At 70.3% G+C, this 17805-nt stretch carries 14 protein-coding genes; 6 read left to right on the plus strand and 8 right to left on the minus strand.

What is annotated here, in order from left to right; translation table 11 throughout:
• The first annotated feature begins 65 nt into the window (after positions 1-65).
• A complete protein-coding gene (locus ACZ597_RS34790) occupies positions 66-3488 on the plus strand; it encodes a toll/interleukin-1 receptor domain-containing protein (protein ID WP_471339254.1) in 3423 nt (1140 codons plus the stop codon).
• A gap of 24 nt (positions 3489-3512) precedes the next feature.
• Here ACZ597_RS34790 and ACZ597_RS34795 read toward each other — a convergent pair whose 3' ends face one another.
• The 3 genes from ACZ597_RS34795 to ACZ597_RS34805 all read right to left on the minus strand — a co-directional run bounded on the left by ACZ597_RS34795 (position 3513) and on the right by ACZ597_RS34805 (position 5887).
• Positions 3513-4403 (minus strand): DUF4231 domain-containing protein, encoded by an 891-nt coding sequence (locus ACZ597_RS34795; protein WP_471339256.1) that lies wholly within the window; start codon positions 4401-4403, stop codon positions 3513-3515.
• Positions 4404-4913: 510 nt separating this feature from the next.
• The gene (locus ACZ597_RS34800) at positions 4914-5417 is read right to left on the minus strand and encodes an NUDIX domain-containing protein (protein ID WP_471339258.1); all 504 of its coding nucleotides are present in this window, start codon (positions 5415-5417) and stop codon (positions 4914-4916) included.
• Entirely contained in the window at positions 5414-5887 is a 474-nt protein-coding gene (locus ACZ597_RS34805) for a GNAT family N-acetyltransferase (protein WP_471339260.1), read from the minus strand. Before ACZ597_RS34805 ends, ACZ597_RS34800 begins: the two co-directional genes overlap by 4 nt.
• 758 nt (positions 5888-6645) lie before the next feature.
• Between ACZ597_RS34805 and ACZ597_RS34810 the strand changes: the two genes are divergently transcribed.
• Both ACZ597_RS34810 and ACZ597_RS34815 read left to right on the plus strand, forming a co-directional pair.
• Positions 6646-8646, plus strand: a complete 2001-nt coding sequence (locus ACZ597_RS34810; protein WP_471339262.1) for a hypothetical protein — start codon at positions 6646-6648, stop codon at positions 8644-8646.
• A 4-nt stretch (positions 8647-8650) separates the two neighbouring features.
• Positions 8651-10129, plus strand: coding sequence for an ABC transporter substrate-binding protein (locus ACZ597_RS34815; RefSeq protein ID WP_471339264.1), 1479 nt, complete (start codon positions 8651-8653; stop codon positions 10127-10129).
• Here ACZ597_RS34815 and ACZ597_RS34820 read toward each other — a convergent pair.
• The gene (locus ACZ597_RS34820) at positions 10059-10967 is read right to left on the minus strand and encodes an MmyB family transcriptional regulator (RefSeq protein ID WP_471339266.1); all 909 of its coding nucleotides are present in this window, start codon (positions 10965-10967) and stop codon (positions 10059-10061) included. The genes ACZ597_RS34815 and ACZ597_RS34820 overlap by 71 nt on opposite strands.
• A 112-nt stretch (positions 10968-11079) precedes the next feature.
• Between ACZ597_RS34820 and ACZ597_RS34825 the strand changes: the two genes are divergently transcribed.
• Entirely contained in the window at positions 11080-11514 is a 435-nt protein-coding gene (locus tag ACZ597_RS34825; RefSeq protein WP_471339268.1) for a hypothetical protein, read from the plus strand.
• 3 nt (positions 11515-11517) lie between these two features.
• On the opposite strand, the gene ACZ597_RS34830 is transcribed toward ACZ597_RS34825, so the two are convergent.
• The 3 genes from ACZ597_RS34830 to ACZ597_RS34840 are packed head-to-tail and all read right to left on the minus strand — an operon-like array spanning position 11518 to position 15058.
• Positions 11518-12102 (minus strand): hypothetical protein, encoded by a 585-nt coding sequence (locus tag ACZ597_RS34830; RefSeq protein WP_471339270.1) that lies wholly within the window; start codon positions 12100-12102, stop codon positions 11518-11520.
• 60 nt (positions 12103-12162) lie between these two features.
• A complete protein-coding gene (locus tag ACZ597_RS34835; protein ID WP_471339272.1) occupies positions 12163-12279 on the minus strand; it encodes a BBE domain-containing protein in 117 nt (38 codons plus the stop codon).
• Positions 12280-12295: 16 nt separating this feature from the next.
• Positions 12296-15058, minus strand: coding sequence for a helix-turn-helix transcriptional regulator (locus ACZ597_RS34840; RefSeq protein WP_471339274.1), 2763 nt, complete (start codon positions 15056-15058; stop codon positions 12296-12298).
• 190 nt (positions 15059-15248) lie between these two features.
• On the opposite strand from ACZ597_RS34840, the gene ACZ597_RS34845 reads away from it, so the two are divergent.
• Positions 15249-15968 (plus strand): hypothetical protein, encoded by a 720-nt coding sequence (locus ACZ597_RS34845; protein ID WP_471339276.1) that lies wholly within the window; start codon positions 15249-15251, stop codon positions 15966-15968.
• A 56-nt stretch (positions 15969-16024) separates the two neighbouring features.
• Positions 16025-16510: a hypothetical protein gene (locus ACZ597_RS34850; protein WP_471339278.1), complete on the plus strand. Its 486-nt coding sequence runs from the start codon at positions 16025-16027 to the stop codon at positions 16508-16510.
• A 141-nt stretch (positions 16511-16651) separates the two neighbouring features.
• Here ACZ597_RS34850 and ACZ597_RS34855 read toward each other — a convergent pair whose 3' ends face one another.
• On the minus strand, positions 16652-17440 hold the full coding sequence (locus ACZ597_RS34855; RefSeq protein WP_471339280.1) for an ATP nucleotide 3'-pyrophosphokinase: 789 nt from the start codon (positions 17438-17440) through the stop codon (positions 16652-16654).
• Positions 17441-17805 lie beyond the last annotated feature (365 nt).

Raw genomic sequence — 17805 nt, forward strand, 5'->3', positions numbered from 1 at the left:
CCTGGGCTTGGCAACGTCTGTTGCGGCCGGAGGCCCTCGCGGTGCCGTTCGCCACTGCCGTCGCTTTGGCATGGCAGGTCACCGTGGCACCGTCCGGAAGCTTTTACTTCTGGGAGGCCGTGACGCTCCTGCCCCTCGGAATCGTGGGCACCGCCTGGTGGGCTGGGATTCAAATAACGGTGGAAGGTGTTCCCCGCGGGCAGGAGGACATCGGACGGGGAGGCCGACGGTCTGTACGCACCTCGGGTTGGTTTCTCGCTACCCACGCCCTCGTTGCTGCAGGGATAGCGGGTGGCGGCGCCTGGGTCCTGCGGACCGTCGGCCGCCCACTTGCGTTCGGCACAGCCGAAGTTGCTCCAGCCAAGGAGCAAGTTGCAGACGCGGTACGTTGGCTCGACGCGCAGTTCTCCGCCAGCCTGTTCGGGCCGACATACGAACATCAGCAGTACTGGGTGGGGCTGGTTGCCGGCGCCGGACTGCTTGCAACTCTCTCCTCGGCTCTCCTCCGGGATCTCGCATCACGGCTCGGCACAGCATCGGACCCGTTCAGCGACGCCTCCTCCGAGCCGCGGGCGGACGCCCCGTTGCCGGAAGCGACGGGCAAGGTGTTCCTTAGCTATTCACGCAAGGATGGCGCCGTCGCCCGTGGGATCCGAGAGAGTCTGGAAGGCAAGCTGCGCCACGTCTGGGTGGACTGGGAGGCGATCGAGCCCTCCGAGAAGTGGCGGCAGGCTATCGACGAGGGAATCCGAACCTCCGATGCCTTCATCCTTCTCGTGAGCGAGGATTCACTGCGATCCCCTTACTGTCGGGACGAGTGCATGAAGGCAATCGATTTACACAAGCGGATTCTGCCTGTCATCATCGACCCGAACCTGGCCACGGGCGTCACGGCCGCAATGAACGAGCATGGTTGGGAACCGCTCCGCTCGTACCAGAGCTTCCACATGATTGAGGGAAGCGATGAAGATTCTGATCGAGGGATTCACCGCATCGTTTCCTTCGTCACGCAACGCCATCGCTGGGATGCCTTCCACACACGCCTGGGTAATCTAGCTCACGAATGGTGGCAGAGTGGCTGCAAAGACGGCCTGTTGCTCCGCGCCGAGGAGCTAGCTCTTGCTGAAAAATGGGAAGAGCACTCTTGGGGTGAAGAACACGAAATTGGCCTGACCGAGCGAGAGATCCGATATCTCAGTGATAGTCGGCGCGCGGTCAAGCGGCGTGCTAGGCGGCTCCGGGCGGGCGTTGCCGTCGTCACTGCGGCCGTGGTCGGCCTAAGCTCGCTGGCCGTATCTGCACAGGGGGACGCTGAGACCCAGCGACGTACGGCGCTCTCTCGGAAGCTCGCCGCCGCCTCGTTAGGTCTGTCCAAGACCGAACCGGAGAAGGCCGTTCAGTTGGCTTTGGCCGCCTACGGGCAGGAGTCCACGGCCGAGGCTCGGAGCGCATTGGCCTCACACCTGGCGAGCCTCAACAAGGTACGCACCATCATTCCGCCTAAGAAGGGTGTGGTGTCACGGCTGTCCTTCAGCCCCGATGGAGGACTTCTCTTTATCGAGCGGGATTACGGCAACGTCCAGATTTGGGATGCGAATACGGCACGCAGTCGAGGAACTTTGCAAGGAACTCTGCTCAGTTGGAGTGACGGCGGGGCGCGTTCCCTTACCGCCGATGGCAAGACTCTGGCGTTGCGGACCGGACAGCATGGCGAGCAGGTCGACCTAGTGGACACCGGTAATCTGCGAATCAAGGAAAGCTTCTCAGTCCCGAGGACCGGAGGCACAGGTTCAATCGGTGACAGCGGTGGCGGGCTGAGTCCGAATGGCGAGATTCTCATGGCTGGAGGATCATTCGGCGCTGGAGCATCGATTGCCGTGTGGGACGTTCCCAACCATCGCACTTTAAAAACTATTTCGTGCGATGTGGCCGAAATGGCGCCCTCAGGGGAGAGTGTCACCTGCGGAAGGGAGGAGAGTGTGCAAGTGCTCGGGTTGCCAGACCTGGGGACTCGGCAAACGATCTCCACGTCGGGCTGGAGTTTCGAAGGTTACACCTCAGATGACGGTGTGGTGGTGAACTACGGTGAGACGGCGGACCTTGTAGGTGAGGCCAGGGTTTATGAGCCAGGATCCTCCCAACCTTGGATTCCATCAAAGAATATGTCGCTGAACTACGGTCTCCTGACGGAAGATGGTCGGCATGCGGTAGTCCACTCGCCAGACATGAGTCGCTGGGAGCTGTGGGACCTGAAGTCACACAAGAGGCTGCGGACCACGACCGACCAAAAGGAAGCTGCCCACTCCGTCCGAGCGGACGCTCCTGTCGAGCCCCAGTACAGCGACACGCACGGTGCCCGCGAAACGGCCACTGCTGATGAAGAACGGGTTGCAACCGTGACCAAGGATGGGTCAGTGGTCATCTGGGAACGCACGACTACCGGACGGCTCGCCGAGCACCACGCCCTCCCCGAGGCCAAGACCCCATTCAATGCGTTCGCCGTAAGTCCCAGCACGAACACCTTCGCCACGGCGGACTCTCAACAGCCCGTGGTGCAACTGCGGGATAGCCGCGCAGGAACCCTCACCGGCACGATCCGCCTTGCCGAGACAGGCACGACCCTGGCGTTCAACGAGGACGGATCACTGCTCGCTGTGGCCGAACGTGCAGGCGCCGCCCAACGCTCCCCGGTCGAAGTCTTCGAGGTGCCTAGTGGTCATCGTGTAGCCCAAATGCACTACACGCCCGGTCTGAAGAGCGGTCTCCCGACGCTGCTTTTCTCCCCCGACAGTAAAGAGCTGTACGGCACGCTACAGGGGGAATCCAGGGTTGCAGAGTGGGATCTATCAACCGGACATGAGACCCATAGTTACGGCCCAGATCCCGCCAGTAACGGATTCGCTGATCAGGCTGCACTTAGCGGGGACGGGGCGACGCTGACTCTCACCGACCGTCAACTGACCGTCAGTTTGTGGGATACCGACTCTGGAAACCAGCTCTCCTTCAAAGTCCGCAACGCCAGGAACGCTGCGCTGAGTCCTGACGGACGCGTCCTCGCGACAGTCGGTGAGGACAACAATGACGATTTTGGTGGTGGCTCCGTGACGTTGTGGGACGTCACTACCCAAAAGAAGATCGGGAAAAGCCTCGTACCCGAAGGAGGCGCCTCTCGTGTGCTGTTCAGTCCCGACGGTCTCACGCTGGTTGTGATCGGAGATGGGGATGTTTCCGATGTGGCTCTAACCTTGTGGGACGTTGCAGGTCAACGACAGGTTGGTCCTGACTTGTTCGTGACACACCGCGACGCGGCTGTCGGTTTCAGCCCCGATGCCACCCGGGTTGACGTCGCAGACGGAAACGGCATCACGAGGATCCGTGTAGACCCTTCGGCGTGGTCGGCGGCTCTGTGCGGAATACTCACGGGCCCACTCAGCAACTCCGATTGGCAAGACGTGGCACCGAGGGAGCACTACAGGTCACCATGCTGAAAGCCGCCCCGCTCACGGAACGGTTTACCCCACGTTCCAGCGGATCATCCATGCCTCATTCTGGACGGAGATGACACCTTCACACTCGGCGACGAATGCGTCAGCGAACTCCGCAGAGTGATGAGGCGTCGTGCTCCATCGTTCAAGAAGACGTTCCAGTTCCTCGGCGGTGCGCGTGAACTCAAGTTGCTGATACGCGTACCGCTGAGCGATTGCATGCGCGGTTACCGCGATCGAGACCGAGGCGATAACGGCAATCCACGCTGCCGCCCGCTCCACGGAAAAGACACCCGCGGCAGCAGCGAGTACCGCCCCGAAGCCCCCCAGTAGCAACTCGATCCGTTCGACGAATCGGACCCTGCGATGCATCGCCTCCGCTTTGGGCCGGTAGTACGTCGCGATCTGCTGTCGCAGGCGATACTCCACGTAGGTGCCGGCATCGACTACCGCCGGGACCGATCGCGGCCGTGCTGCGATCCCGGTGGTGTAACGCACCAGGTCGATGCCGTCGGAACGGTAGCTGCGGCTGCGCTCGGCGAGCAGTGCTGTCGGCGACGTCGCCGTGCGGTAAGGACCAACTCTCGCCAGATAGGTATACACCTCGGCCTTGAGCGCCTCGGATACGGCCCGCAGGCGCGTCCAATCGCTCAACCGATTCGGGCCGCCGCGCTGTGCCACCAGGGGAGCCGCTCCAGCAGCCGCCGCGGCGGCAAAGGCGAGTGTCTTGCCCAGTAGGGAGTTCCAGCTCATCATCTGGGACGCCGCCGTCCCCATGGCTGCTGCGGCAATGCCCAGTGCCAATGCCAACACGCGTGCCCGCTCGACCGACACCTTGAGTCGGTTCGCACTCTGAGACCAGATGCTCTGCTGGTCCCAAACCGACGAAACTGCTGCATCCTCTGAGATCTCTGTCACCTTCAGATTCTGACGGTTCCCCGCACGCACGCCAAGGGAGGGGAGGAGCCACATCGACGCAACCGACCTGCACAGCCGAGCAGTTGGGCGGATTTTCATCGAGGCTGGGGAGGCACACCCAGTAGAGTGTGGGCTTCGTCATAGCTCTGGATGGGCCGCCTCGTAAAGCGACACGACCAGCGGGGGACACGGCCTCTGCAGAAACAACCGGTCCCGCAGGCCACGTCCAGGGCCCGGGCACCCCGGGCGTCCTCCGCCAGGGCCAGGCGTGCGGTCAGGACGGCCTTCTCGGTGTCGGTCAGCGGTCGGAAGTCGCGGCCGGCCTCGTAGTGGGCGTGCCAGTCCTGGGCGGTGTGCGTGGTGCTCATGGCGGTGGGGGCTCCCTGTTCGTCGGGGCTGCTCAAGCGGGTTCGAAAGGCCGTGCCGGGAGGTGGGCCCGGTGGAGGGAGAGGCCGTCGTCGGCGACCGGGACCGCGGCGATCCGTGGGCCGGAGGTCAAGACGATGCCCATCAGGCCTCCCAGTCCCAGGTGTCGAAGTACGCCGGGATCCCCGCGTCGCGGGCGGCCATCACGGCCTCGAGCCGTGCGTGGTCCCGTCCCGGCATCAGCTCCTGCCATGCCGGCACGGTCAGGGCGCGGACCTCGTCGTGCTCGTCCGGGTCCAGCACGATCCCGGCGAGCTGACCGGCCGAGAGCCGGCCGCCGTCGAAGACGAACCCGACGGAGGCGAGCGGCCAGGCCTTGCCCGGCAGTCCGAACACCGTGGCCAGGAGCTTCGGGGGTCCCGCCACGTGGAGTCCGGTCTCCTCCCGGCACTCGCGCACGGCGGTCTCCCAGGGCCGCTCGCCGGCCTCGGCGACGCCGCCGGGCCACTGCCAGGGGTGGGCGCTGGAGTACGTGGCGCGCAGCTGGACGGGCCGGTCGTCCTCGTCGGTGAAGAACACCGCTCCGAAGACCGCCGCCTTCGGCAGCGTCGCGGCGAACTCCTCCGGAGGAAGCCACTTCCCGCTCACGACGCGGTCCCTTCGGCGGGGAAGCGGGTCATGCGCATGAGCGCGGGGTCGGCCGCGAAGCCGAGCCCTTCGTACAGCGGGGCGGATCCGGCGCCGGCGTACAGGTCGTACAGGGTGACCCCCTCGTGCTCCAGGTGGTCGAGGAGCGCGGCGAGCGCGGCCCGGGCGTGGCCGCGGCGCCGGTGGGCGGGGTCGGTGGCCACCGCGTGGATCCGCACGGCCAGCCCCTTGGGGTACTTCGGGGCCGGCAGGACGGGGTGGACCAGGCCGGGGGCGCAGGTGGCCAGGCCGCCGTCGGGCGCGTCGACGACGTACGCGCGGGCGTCGCCGCCGTCCTGGAGGCGTAAGGCCAGCTGGTCGGCGCACGTGGCCGGCCAGGCTGCGTCGAGGGGTTCGCCGAGGATGTTCTCCGAGCGCAGGCGGGCGATCTCCGCAGCGTCCTCGGGGGTGGCGGGGCGGGGTTCGGACACGGAAGTTCCTCTCTCGAACGGGCGGGCGGGGTCCACGGACCAAGGGTGGTGGGTGGCGTGCAGGCGGCGCAGGCGATGCCGGAGACGGCGTCGAAGGCGGCCCCGCCGTTCAGCCGCAGCTCCTCGACGGGGGTGAGGTGGCGGCCGTAGCCGTCGAGGAACGCGGCGCGCAGGTTCGGCCGGCCGCTCCACCGGGGCGCCGGGCCGTGGACAGGGCGGGACGGGCGAAGGCGGCGTTGGGGAAGGAGGCTGATCGCCGCCGCGTCGTGCAGTACGCCTGCGGCTCCCTGGACCGCGGCGACGATCATGAGCTGGGTCAGGGTCGGCCCCCTGGGCACGCCCAGGGCCGCTGCCGAATCATCTGGCGGCGCTTGGGGTGCCGGTCGGGATTGCGGCAGGAGCGTCGGGGTGCTTCGGCAGCGGATCCACGGAGTCCTCCGGATGGGCGCACGGCTGGTACTGGTGCTCCATGAACGGCGCCCGATCGGGCCGGTCACGCCCGGATCGGGGGCGGATGGTGAACGGATGTTCCGGTCCGTCGTGCGGGGCTTGGCGGGCCTGTGGTGACGCCGCTGAAACTCGCTCGAACAGGGTCCTGTCACCCTGGCGGGGGATTGCCGATGCCAGGGTCCCGCGGCCCGCGCGGGGCAGGCGTCGCGGAGCGGAACGATTCCAGTGGCCGAAACCCCTGTCTGACTCCGGCTTCGGATGGCAGTCTCTACTTCTCGGAAACGTCGTCCCGGGGGGGATCACGCGTGATGGAGCCGGGTACGGGCATGGGACTGCGGGGCCGCAGCGGCATCCTGTCGCTGGTCGACGCATGCCTGAAGGAGGATCCGGCGGCCGAGCGGCCCCTGACCGTACTCCTCGGGCCCGCGGGCAGCGGAGCCAGCGAGGCGCACAGCGCCCTCATGGAGCACTTCGGGCCCGACTACCCCTTCGCCTTCGTCAACTTCGGCGGGGCCCAGTCCCTGCTGCCGCGTTACGCCCTCGGACTCCTGGCCCGCCAGCTCGAACGCAAACTGCCCCGCTACGGCCGTTCCCACTTCCCGCTGCTCAGCCTCGGCCTGCTCGCCTCCGACCAGGAGCTGCGCATGCGCAGCCTTCCCGACGGCCGGCGAGCGGTGCGGCGGCAGCTCGACCGGTTCCAGGAGGAGAACGAGGCCCGCCACGGCGACTACCTGGCCGCCTTCTTCGAGGTGGCCATGGGCGCGGTCGGCATGCCCGAAGGGGCCTCCACCGCCGCGCACGCCCTCTTCCAGGACGCCCTGCGGCGGGGCCGCCGTACCATGCCCGGACTGTTCGGCGGCAGGCCGGGCAATCGGCTCACCGCCGGGGCCACTTGGTACGGACGCCACCCCATGACCCGCAGTGCGGACCCCATGGAGGCCCTCGTGGAGCTGAACCTCTGGCGCCACGAGGGCGACGAGAACGAGCAGGAGCGGCTCGACCTCGTCCTCTTCCAGGCCTTCCTGGAGGACCTCAGACGCAACACCGCCCGCAACTTCATGCCCCGCTCCTACCTGCTGCTCCTCGACAACTCCCACACCGAGTACGGCCGCCGCTTCCTCGACCTGCTGCTGCGTGCCCGGCACGACGAGACGGTCGTCGCCGGCCACGCGAGCGACCCGCTGACCGTCGTCGCCAGTTCCAACCGCTGGCTGCCCCGCTGGGGCCCGGCCACCGGCGAGTCCTGGCCCTGGCAGCTGCGGGGCCCCGACCGGGCCTCCCTGGCCGACTGGAACGCCCATCGGCCGACCCGCGACAGCGAGGACTCCTGGTGGTACCCGTTACGCCTGCGCGACCTCAACCTGGACGAGGTGCGGATCCGGATAGAACTCCAGCTCGGCGGGAACAGCGAGCTGGCCCCGCTGACCCGGCTCACCCCCTTCGTGCACCGCCTCACCGGCGGACTGCCGCGCGCCGTCCACCAGGTACTCGACGTACTCCGCCAGGCCGGGCCCCCTCGGGATTCCGGGCCCCAGCAGGACCGCTGGCTGCGCACCCTGCCGGACCGGCCGCTGCGTGCCGGCGAGGACTCCGCCTCCCTCGCCGACACCGCCCTCGGGCACCTCTTGCGCGACTTCGACGGGACCCAGCGCGCCACCCTCGCCGAATGCGCGGCGGCCCGCGACTTCTCCGTCGCCACCCGGCTGCTCAGCCCGGACGATTCACTGTTCGGCGACATCCGTTCCCGCTGGCTGCTGAACGGGCCCGTCGCCGTCGTCCCCGTACTCCACCCCTGGCTGCGCCGTCTGCTGCTGTGGCGGCTCGCGGCACGTCCGGAGAGGTGGGACGCCGTGCACGAACTCCTCGCCGAGTACTACCGCGACGAGGGCAAACCGGTGCAGGAGATGTACCACCAGCTCGCCCGCGGGCGGACCGAGGAGGTCACCGCCCACCTGGCGCGGCGCTTCACCGCCGTACCGGCCGCGCAGTGGATCTCCGAGCTCGACACGGTCACCGCCGCGCCGAACCGCCTGCCCGCCGGCAGTGGACCGCTGGAACTCCTCGCCGGGCTCGTCCAGCGCGGGCCCGGGCGCGTCATGGACACCGAATCCGTGATCCACACCCTGGTGACCACCCGCTGGGTGTGGAGCGATCCGCTCGCCGACCCCGCCATGCGGCTGGGCGACTTGATGGCCGACGGCTACACCCAGCTGTCCCAACTGCGGAGGAACGACATCGTGGCCCTGTTCAACGAGGCGGAACGGTACCGTCACTGGCGCGATCCCCAGACCACGGGCTGGGAGGGCTGAGCGCGTGCCCAGACTCGAATGGCCCCTGCACGTCGTGCGCCGCGTCGCCCTCGCCGCCGCGGCCTCCGTCGTACTGGCCGCGGCGTTCTGGTTCGGGGCCGGCTGGCTCCAGGAACGCCAGGCGAGGTGCGGGGACGGAGTCGTGGAACAGGGACCGGACGACGAGTGCGTCGGGGTGACCGACGGCTCCTACGTCTTCGCACCGCACCTCGACGCCGTCAGCAAGAAGATCGAGGAGGAGAACCGCAGGGTCCTCGCCAACGCAGACAAGGAACCGTACGTCAGCGTCGCGTACTTCACCTCCTTCACCACCACGGCCGAGGACAGCAACTCCGCCGAGGGCGTCCGCCACGAACTGCAGGGGGCCTACCTCGCCCAGTACCGGCACAACCAGGGCGACCTCGCCGCCACCCCCAAGATCCGCTTGCTGATCGCCAACCCGGGCAGCAGGTCCACGCGGTGGAAGCACACCGTCGACGAGCTGATCGCCCGCAAGGACACCCCGGACCGGCTCGTCGCGGTGGCCGGCCTGGGCCCCAGCACCAAGGAGAACCTCGCGGCGATCCAGCGCCTCTCCGAGAACGGCATCGCCATGGTCGGTGCCACCATGACGGCCACGAACATCCAGGGCATCAACGGCTTCGTCCGGATCGCCCCCACCAACGAGGACGAGGCGTACGCGGCCGCCGGCTACCTCAAACGGCGCGGCGTCGCCACCGCCGTCGTCCTCCAGGACGTGGCGGAGGGAAACCTCTACGCCTCGACCCTCGGCACCGCGTTCACCAAGGCCTTCCAGGAAGGCGACAAGCACAGGCTCGTCTCCGAGCGGATGACCTACGACTCCTCCGTCAGCAGTGCCTGGCAGAACGAACTGCGCTACATCCCGGGGCAGTTGTGCCAGCAGCGCCCGCAGCTCGTCTACTTCGCGGGGCGCGGCAGGCACCTCACCCACTTCCTCGACGCGCTCTCCAACCGCAGCTGCACCGACCTGCAGTTCACCGTGTTCACCGGGGACGACACGACCAACCTGAGCGCCGAGCAGCTCGCCCACGCCGCCGAGACGGGCATCGAGGTGCTCTACACGGGCCTCTCCCACCCCGACATGTACCGCTCCGCGCCGCAGGCGGTGTCCGCGCCGTCGGCGAAGAACTTCCAGCCGGGCGGGCTGCTGGACCAGTGGTTCCCGCACGACCCCCGTGCGGACGGCGGGGCGCTGATGGGTCACGACGCGGTCCTCACCGCGGCCCACGGCATCCAGATGGCCGCCCGCTGGCAGGGGCAGGTCGCCGGTGACGCGGTGGCCCGGATGTTCCACCAGATGGACGGCACCCAGCAGGTGGCCGGGGCCGGCGGCTTCATCTCCTTCCAGAACAACGGCAATCCGCGCAACAAGGCCGTCCCGATCCTGCGCCTCAACGGCAAGGGCCAGGTCGAGTTCGTCGAGGTGTCGGCGGCGGAGGGGAAGCCGCCGCAGGAGCAGTGACGCCGTCCTGCGGGACGGCCGGTGCCGTCCCCGCCGCGGAGGCCGCCGCGTGTTCGTGCAGGATCCGGGCCGTTTCCTCGTCCATCGGAAAGAACGTCTCGACCGCGAGTTCGGACAGCGTCACGTCCGCGGGTGCTCCGAAGGTGGCGATCATGCTGAACAGCGCCATGTCTCCGAACGGCGTACGGATGCGCAGCGGGACGACCATGCCCGTGGGGTCGACCGGGCCTGGCGGAGGGACCGCGCCCTCCGGGGCCGGGTAGGAGGACACTTCCGCGTACAGGGCCCGTAGTTCGGGGTGGCCCGTGGCATTGACCTGGTGCAGCAGGCGGCCGAGCGCGTGGGCCCGCACCTCCGGGAAGTTGAGGCAGTGCCGCGGAAGTCCGTCCGGGTGGAGGATCAGCCGCATCACGTTCGCTCCCCCGCCGGTCAGGGCCGGGGAGACACTGCCCATCAGGACCGACATGGCCCGGTTGCACTCCACGATGTCCCAGACCCGGTCGACGACGGCCGCCGGGTACGGCTCGTGCCCCGCCAGCATGCTCGTGAGTGCCTGGCGGGCCATCGTCATGCGGTCGCTGTCCAGGGGGCTCTCCGAGTAGGCGGGAGCGTAACCGGCCGCCAGCAGCAGGCCGTTGCGGTCGCGCAGCGGGACGTCGAGGTGTTCGGCCAGGCGCAGCACCATGTCCCGGCTGGGCCTGGCCCGGCCCGTCTCCACACAGGAGAGGTGCCGGGTGGACGTGTCGGCGCGCAGGGCGAGGTCGAGTTGGCTGTAGTTCCGACGCCGGCGCCAGTCGCGCAACAACAGCCCGATGCGGGGCACGTCATCCGTCTTCATGTCCGACACGGTAACCCGCGGGGTCGCGGACTCCATGACCTCGGAGGTCATGGAGTCCGCGACCTCTCCCGTGTCACGGTGGGGGCACATCCCGCAGTGAAGGAGTCTCGCGATGACACAGACCATGCCCATGGCCAAGACCGGCACGGCCGGCCGGCGGCCGTCCGACCACTTCCTGCGGCTGGTCCTGCGTGTCGACAGCATCAGCACCGCGGTCATGGCGGCGGTGCTGATCGCGGCGAGCGGCCCCCTCGGCGGCGCGACCGGAATGCCGGTGGCCTTCTCCGTGGGCTTCGGGCTCTACCAGCTCGGCGGGGCGGCCGCACTCGCTCTGATCGCCGGCTATCCGGTGATCCCGGCCGGACTCGTGCGCGCCGTGATCGGGGTGAACCTCTTCTCCGCCGTCGCCTGCCTGGTGGTGGCCGCCGCCGACTTCGTGCCCCTCACGGGCTTCGGCGTGGTGTTCATGCTGATCGGCGCACTGGTCGTGGCGGTGTACGCGGCGTTGGAGTACGCCGGTCTGCGGCGGGTGACGTCCGCGGGATGACGGTCAGGCCCGAGGGGCTCGGGCACGCATGTACACGATCGGCGTCGGCAGCGTGATGGTGCCGTCGGCGGAGCGCAGTCCGTCCAGGCGTCCGGCCACCTCCGCGGCCAGTTCCCGGGCCTCACCCTCGTCCATGCGGTCCCACAGCCGGCGCATCCCGTGCGACCGGGTCCACTTCACCCATTCGGCACCCGAGTCCACGACGATGGGCAGGTCCTCCTCCTGCACGGTCACGTCGACGAAGCCGGCCTCGGTCAGGGTCGTCCCGACGCTGTCGGGGGTCACCAGCCAGTTGTTGTGGATGTTCGTGAAGGGACAGTCGTAGGAATCGCCGTCCTTGGGCTGGGTCAGGTGGGGGAGCAGCAGGTCGTGGACGGCCTCGGGAAGGAATCCCCACTTGCCCGTGCCGGTCGGAAAGAAGGAAGGGGCGCTCGCAGCGAAGGTCCCGCCCGGGCGGAGGAGCGTACGGTAGGGACGGAGTTCGGCGGCGCCGTGCGTCCAGATGAAGACGCTGAAGCTGCCGATCACCGCGTCGAACCGGTGGGCCGGGAAGTCCGGCACCTGCCCGTCCATGACCCGGGTGGTCACCTGCGCGAGCCCCCTCGCCCGGAACCCTTCATCGCCAACGGACCGCGGGACCTGCCGGTGCTAGCGGCGTCGTGATCCCCGGTCCGGCCGGATGTTGTGGCTGACCCGGAACGTGTTCGCGGGATCGTACGCGGCCTTCAGCCGGGCCGGCCTCCGGTGGACGGCTGGTCCGTACACCGTGTCGGCCCGTCCCTCAGGGCGGCGGCGGACCGGCGTGGCCGCGTTCGTACCGCGCGGTCATCTCGGTCCGGTTGGAGTGTCCGAGCTTGGCGAGGATGCTGCGGACGTGGCTCTCCACCGTACGCACGGAGATGACCAGGTCGTCGGCGATCTGACGGTTCGTGCGCGCCAGCACGACGAGTTCGGCGATCTCCCGCTCGCGCGGGGTGAGCGGCCCGGCGTCGTCGCGCAGGGCGGCGATCTCGGCGATGAGGCGTGCGGCGGCGGCGGAGGGGCCGGGCAGGTCCAGCCGGTCGGAGACGGCCAGGGCCTCCCCGGCGAGGGCGGCCGCATCGGCGAGGGCGCCCCTGTCGCGTTCCACGGTGGCGAGGTCCAGGCAGGTCAGCGCCACGTACGGGATCGCGCCGAGGGACCGGTTGCGGACCAGTGCTTCACGGAGCAGCTCCTCGGCCCGGTCCGGCCGGCCGGCGGTGAGGGCCAGCCGGCCGAGTTCGCGGCTGACCGTGCCGGAGAAGTACGCCGTGGGTGTGCCGAGCGCTCCGGGGTACGGCCTGAACAACGCGAGCTGGTCGTACACCAGCCGTGCGGCGGCGGCGTCACCGGCCGGTTCGATCAGGTCGACCAGGTTCAGCAGGAGCGCGGGCCACGTCGGGTTCGCCGTCGGGACCGGGAGCAGCGGGCGCAGCCGGCCGTAGGCCTCCCGCGCCTCGTCCGGCCGCCCGGCGGCGAACAGCGCGCGTGCCCGCACGGACTGGATCAGCGGGTTCTTCGGCGCGCGGTCGAGGTCGTGCCACATCTCCTCGCACAGTTCCGACGCGTCGCCGCGCACCAGTGCCAGTTGCAGCTGCAGTACGTAACCCATCATGATCGCGTACTGGTCGCCACCGGCGCGGGCGAGTCCGGTGGCCTCCTCGTTGGCGCCGCGGGCGTCCGCGAACCGTCCTTCCTGCACCGCCCGAGCCGCACCCACGCGCAGCCGGTGCCAGCGGGTCAACGGCAGCGACGAGCGGTCGGCGATCGCCTCGATGCCGCGGACGGCGTCGTCCACCAGGTCGAGCCGGCCGAGCAGGTATCCGGCCTGAACACGCCACTGGTGGCCCAGGACCGAGGCCAGCGGGTCACCGAGCCGCTCGGCCCTGGACACGGCCAACTCGCCCAGGCGCAGGCGTTCGGCGGTGTCGTCGGGATGGGCCAGGATCATCTGCAGCGCCCGGGCGGCGTCGAGCTCGGCCCGGCCGTCACCGCTGGCCCCGGCCAGTTCGAGTGCGGCGTGGGCCTGTTCGGCTGCCGCCCCGAGCGAACCCAGATCGGCCGAGACGGTGGCGAGCTGAGCGAGCACCCGGGCACGCAGCGCGTCGGGCAGGTCCTCGACGGCCAGGGCCGCCTCGCACAGCCGGGCGATGGCCCGTGAGGCGTGGGGGTACGTGACTCCCTGCACCACCAGGGCGGCCTCGGCGAGCAGTGCGGGCCGGCCGTCGCCCATCGCCGCGTCGGAGGCTTCGTCGCAGTGCCGCAGGGCGGCGGGATAGTTCCCGACCAGGTACTCGGCGCGGGCCAGGTCGATCAGCGCCGACGCCCGCCCCGGGTCCGCCGCGTCGAGGACGGCGGCGGCGTCGGCCATGTGCCGGGCGGCGTCCGCGTAGGCGTGCCGGCGGCGGGCCACATCCGCCGCGGTCCGCGACCAGCGCGCCGCGGCGGCGCGGTGCGCGGGCTCCGGGCCGGCGTGCCGCCAGTGTGCCGCGATACGGGCCGCCTCGCCGGGGTCCCCGGTCCGCTCCAGTACCCGCGCGGCCGCACGGTGCAGAGCCCGGGAGGCGTCCGGGCGGGTCCGGCTGAGGAGCTCCTCGCGCACCAGGTCGTGGCCGAAGCGGTAGGCGCGTCCGCCGCCGGTGCCGTTCTCCGCGGTGAGGATCCCGGCGTGCCAGGCCGCTTCCAGCGCCCCGGTGACGACGGCAGCGCCGAGCTGCGGCAGTACCGGTGCGAGGAGGTCCGTGTCCAGCGGTTCGCCGAGGACGGCCGCCGCCCGCACCACGTCCCTCTGTTCGGAGGTGAGTCCGCTCAGCAGGCCGCTGACGACGGTGCCGAGGCCGCCCGCGCGGGTGCGCAGCGCGCTGACGAGGAGCGGCAGCCCACCCGTCCTCCTGTAGCACTGCGCCGCGTCCGCCTCCCCGACGCACTGGGCGACCTCTGCCGGGGTGAACGGAGCCAGGAGCAGTGTCTCGGCACCGTAGCGGCCCAGCTCCGCCAGCGCTCCGGCGGGTTCCTCGGGGGCCGGTTCCCGGAACGTGCCGATGACGAGCAGCCCGCGGCCGGTGACCTCACCGGTCAGCTGCCGCAACAGATCGAGGCTGGCGGTGTCGGCCCAGTGCAGGTCCTCCAACAGGACGACGAGAGCGCGTTCGGCGGCCGCCGCGGCCAGCGCCTCACCCAGACGGGCCAGCTCCAGGAACCGCGCCGCCGCCGCGTCGGCCGGCTCCGTCGCACCCGGCTCGGCCTGTCGCGGTCCGGGGAACCCGAGGGTGACCCCGGCCGAGCGCAGTGCCTGCTGCCACGGCCACAGGGGTGGTGCGACCGAGTCCCGCGGGCAGTGGCCCCGTACGACGGTGACGCGTTCGCGGTCGGCGTGCCGGCGCAGCGCCTCGGCCGCGAGCGTGCTCTTGCCGACGCCTGCCGGCCCCGCGAGCAGCACCACGGATCCCGAGCCCCGCGCCGCCGCCTCCAGGCGCTGGGCAAGGACCGCCAACTCGGATGCCCTGCCGATGAGTTCGCTTCCCACCCGGGCAGTATCCCGCAGCCGCACCCGGTGGGCGCCGGTGGCGGCGGCTGCGTACCACGGTTCAGTGGCAGTACTGATGCCCCGGGCGACCCGCGCACGCCACTGTGGTCCGCGCACCACCCGGAGGCGGCTCGGGAGAGAACCCGCCGCCCCGGCCGGACGCACACCTCGCGACACCCAGGGAGAGAACATGATGCGAGCACGCCAGGGCACCGTCGTCGCGGCCGTGACGTTGGCGGTCGTCGTCGCACTGACGGGCGCGTCATGCACGCAGCGGCCGGATCCCGGCCCGGACCGCGGCGAGAGCCGGCAGCCCGACGCGGCGTCCCCCGACCCGGAGCCCTCCTCCGGGTCCGGCCGGAGCGGCGCCGCCGGTACCTGTCCCACCCCCGGACCCCTCACCCGGTCCCAGCTGCCGGCCTTCCCGCCGGCGGACGGGGTCGGCAGGATCAACCAGAACCCCTGCCTGCCCCTCGCCGGGCTGGCCGACCGGATCCTCGGCTTCGTCCCCACGAGCGGCAGCCCGCAGTACACGAAGTTCCGCAGCGGGATCGGCCGGTTCGTCGGGAAGCTGGACGCGGCCAACGACCTCGCGCAGTGCGCCTACGAGACCGACCGCCTGGCCGTCGGGGTGTACCAGCACACCGCCACGCGCTGGTCGATCGGCATGGTGGCGGTCGTACGGAAGGACCTCAAGGGGATCGTCGACGTCGGGGCCTGCTGGCTGCCCAAGCGGCTGCCGTTCCCGCCGCAGGACCAGGGCATCGCACCCGAGGGGATCAAGCCGGCCTACTGCGCCGACGCCGTGACCAGGAAGAGCGGCGGACACACCTTCACGATCATGTGGATCGGCTCCTCCGACGTGATGTGCGCCGGCCTCCACCACATCTACAAGCAGGCACCGTCCTAGGCGCTCCGGAGCGACCCGCCGCCCCGGACTTCACATTCACCCGGAAGGAAACGGCCGTGAAGAACTTCCTGGTCTCTCTCGCGGCGCTGCTGCTCGCCGCCCTCGCCTTCACCGCAGTGCGGAACGGCACGTTCGCCCTGCCGCGGCAGGACCCGGGTGCCGGTTCGGGCTCCGCCGAAGGCCGCGGCGGGACCGGCGGCACCGGGTCCGGAGCCACCCCCGAGCCGGCCGAGGACGGCAGCCCCAGCCCGCGTGTCGGCCCGGCCCGACTCGTTCCGAACGGGCTGCCGTGCAGCAACGGGGCGAGCTGCGGCGTGTACGGCAGCGGGTTCGCGCCCGGCGAGCTGGTCGACCTGTACTACACCTGGCCCGACAGCCACGGCGAGACGAAGTACGGCCCGAGGCGGGCCGACAGCGGCGGCAGGATCGACTACGGCGTCCTGCGAGCCATCAAGGCCGGCAGCACCATCCACGTCCGCGCGGTGGGCCGCACCTCCGGCCTCACCGCCACCACCAGCTACCACGACTCCGGCCCCTACTGACCGCCTCCGGCCGGACCGGCGCACCCGGGGCGCGACCTCGCACCGTCGCGCAGGCCCGCGCCCGAAGGGCGCACAGACTCCTCACAGCGCCTGGGGCGTCACCGCTGGGTGGTCGAGGGAGCCGTGTCCGTTCGGTGCGCGTCAGGCGGCCGGGGTCAGAGCGGGCGGGGCGGGGGGTGCGAGGGCGGGAGCCCCGTCGGGGACGGGCACCGCGGCGAAGATCGCGTCCTGCTGGCCCTGGAGCTCCTTCTTGCGCTCGGGGCCGGTCGACGGCAGGCGCTGCTCCTCGTACAGCTTGTGCGTCTCCTCCTGGGCGTACTTGCTCGCCGGCGTGTGGAACTGCACCTCGAACAGCTGCCGCGACCCGGGCGCACGCCAGCCCGTGTTGAGACCCTTGTAGCCCTTCTCGCGGCCCCAGGTGTTGGACCACTTCGTGGAGTCGCTGCCCCAGGCCGACAGCACCTGCGAGGCGATGGTGACCCCGGCGGCGTAGCGTTCGTCGGGCCACTGGAAGGTGTAGCGCACCGCGTCGCCGAACCGCGCCAGGACGTCGTCGGTGTTGCGCTCCGGATGTTCCCCGAGGTCCGTGGCGACCTTCCGCTTCAGGGAGTCGGGGGACTTGAGGCGGTGGTCGAAGCCGACGAGCTCCGCCCCGCTGAGGCCGGCGGCGGCCCGGACGTCACTGCTGATCGACGGCTCCGCCGCGCGGGCGCGTGCAACGTACGCGTCGACCTTGCGGTTGTCCGCGGCGTTCAGGCACAGTCCGTCGCCCTTCCAGCCGCCCGGGCCGGCCTCGCACTGTGCCGCGCCACCGCCGCCGCGGGTGGTGTCGGTGGGGGCGGCGTACGCGGCGAGCCCCGACGTGGACGTGGCCAGGGCGAGGGTGGCGGCCAGTACGACGGCCGCTCGGCCGAGGTGGTGCGTGCTCATGCGGCGGGGGTGTCCCTTCTTGGCGCGTGGCACCACCCGCACCGGATGGACGGGGCGAGCGGTGATCATCGCTGGGGACAACGGGGACGGGGGCGCAGAGGTAGCGGGGAAGCAGCCCAAGACCCTGCGCATTGGCCTGATGGGGCCGCAAGGGCCGCACTGCACACGCGCAGGAGGTCGACTCGTCCGCCACGCACGACGGCACCGGCCCCGCGGAGGCCGTTGCCTCGGCGGAGCCGGTGATGCTGTGGGCGGTGTGCCGGGGGAGGCTACTTGGCGCCGAGACCGGCGTCGGGGACCTCGGGCTTGCCGGCGGCCTTGAGGACCTTGTTGAGGAGCGTCAGGTCGTAGATGCCGGCGAGTTC

Source organism: Streptomyces sp. NPDC040718, assembly GCF_055593565.1.

Excerpts from the sequence above, each read along its gene's own strand:
- ACZ597_RS34810 (WP_471339262.1), top strand. The coding sequence starts at position 6,646 with ATGGAGCCGGGTACGGGCATGGGACTGCGGGGCCGCAGCGGCATCCTG.
- ACZ597_RS34820 (WP_471339266.1), bottom strand. The coding sequence starts at position 10,967 with ATGAAGACGGATGACGTGCCCCGCATCGGGCTGTTGTTGCGCGACTGG.
- ACZ597_RS34825 (WP_471339268.1), top strand. The coding sequence starts at position 11,080 with ATGACACAGACCATGCCCATGGCCAAGACCGGCACGGCCGGCCGGCGG.
- ACZ597_RS34845 (WP_471339276.1), top strand. The coding sequence starts at position 15,249 with ATGATGCGAGCACGCCAGGGCACCGTCGTCGCGGCCGTGACGTTGGCG.
- ACZ597_RS34855 (WP_471339280.1), bottom strand. The coding sequence starts at position 17,440 with ATGAGCACGCACCACCTCGGCCGAGCGGCCGTCGTACTGGCCGCCACC.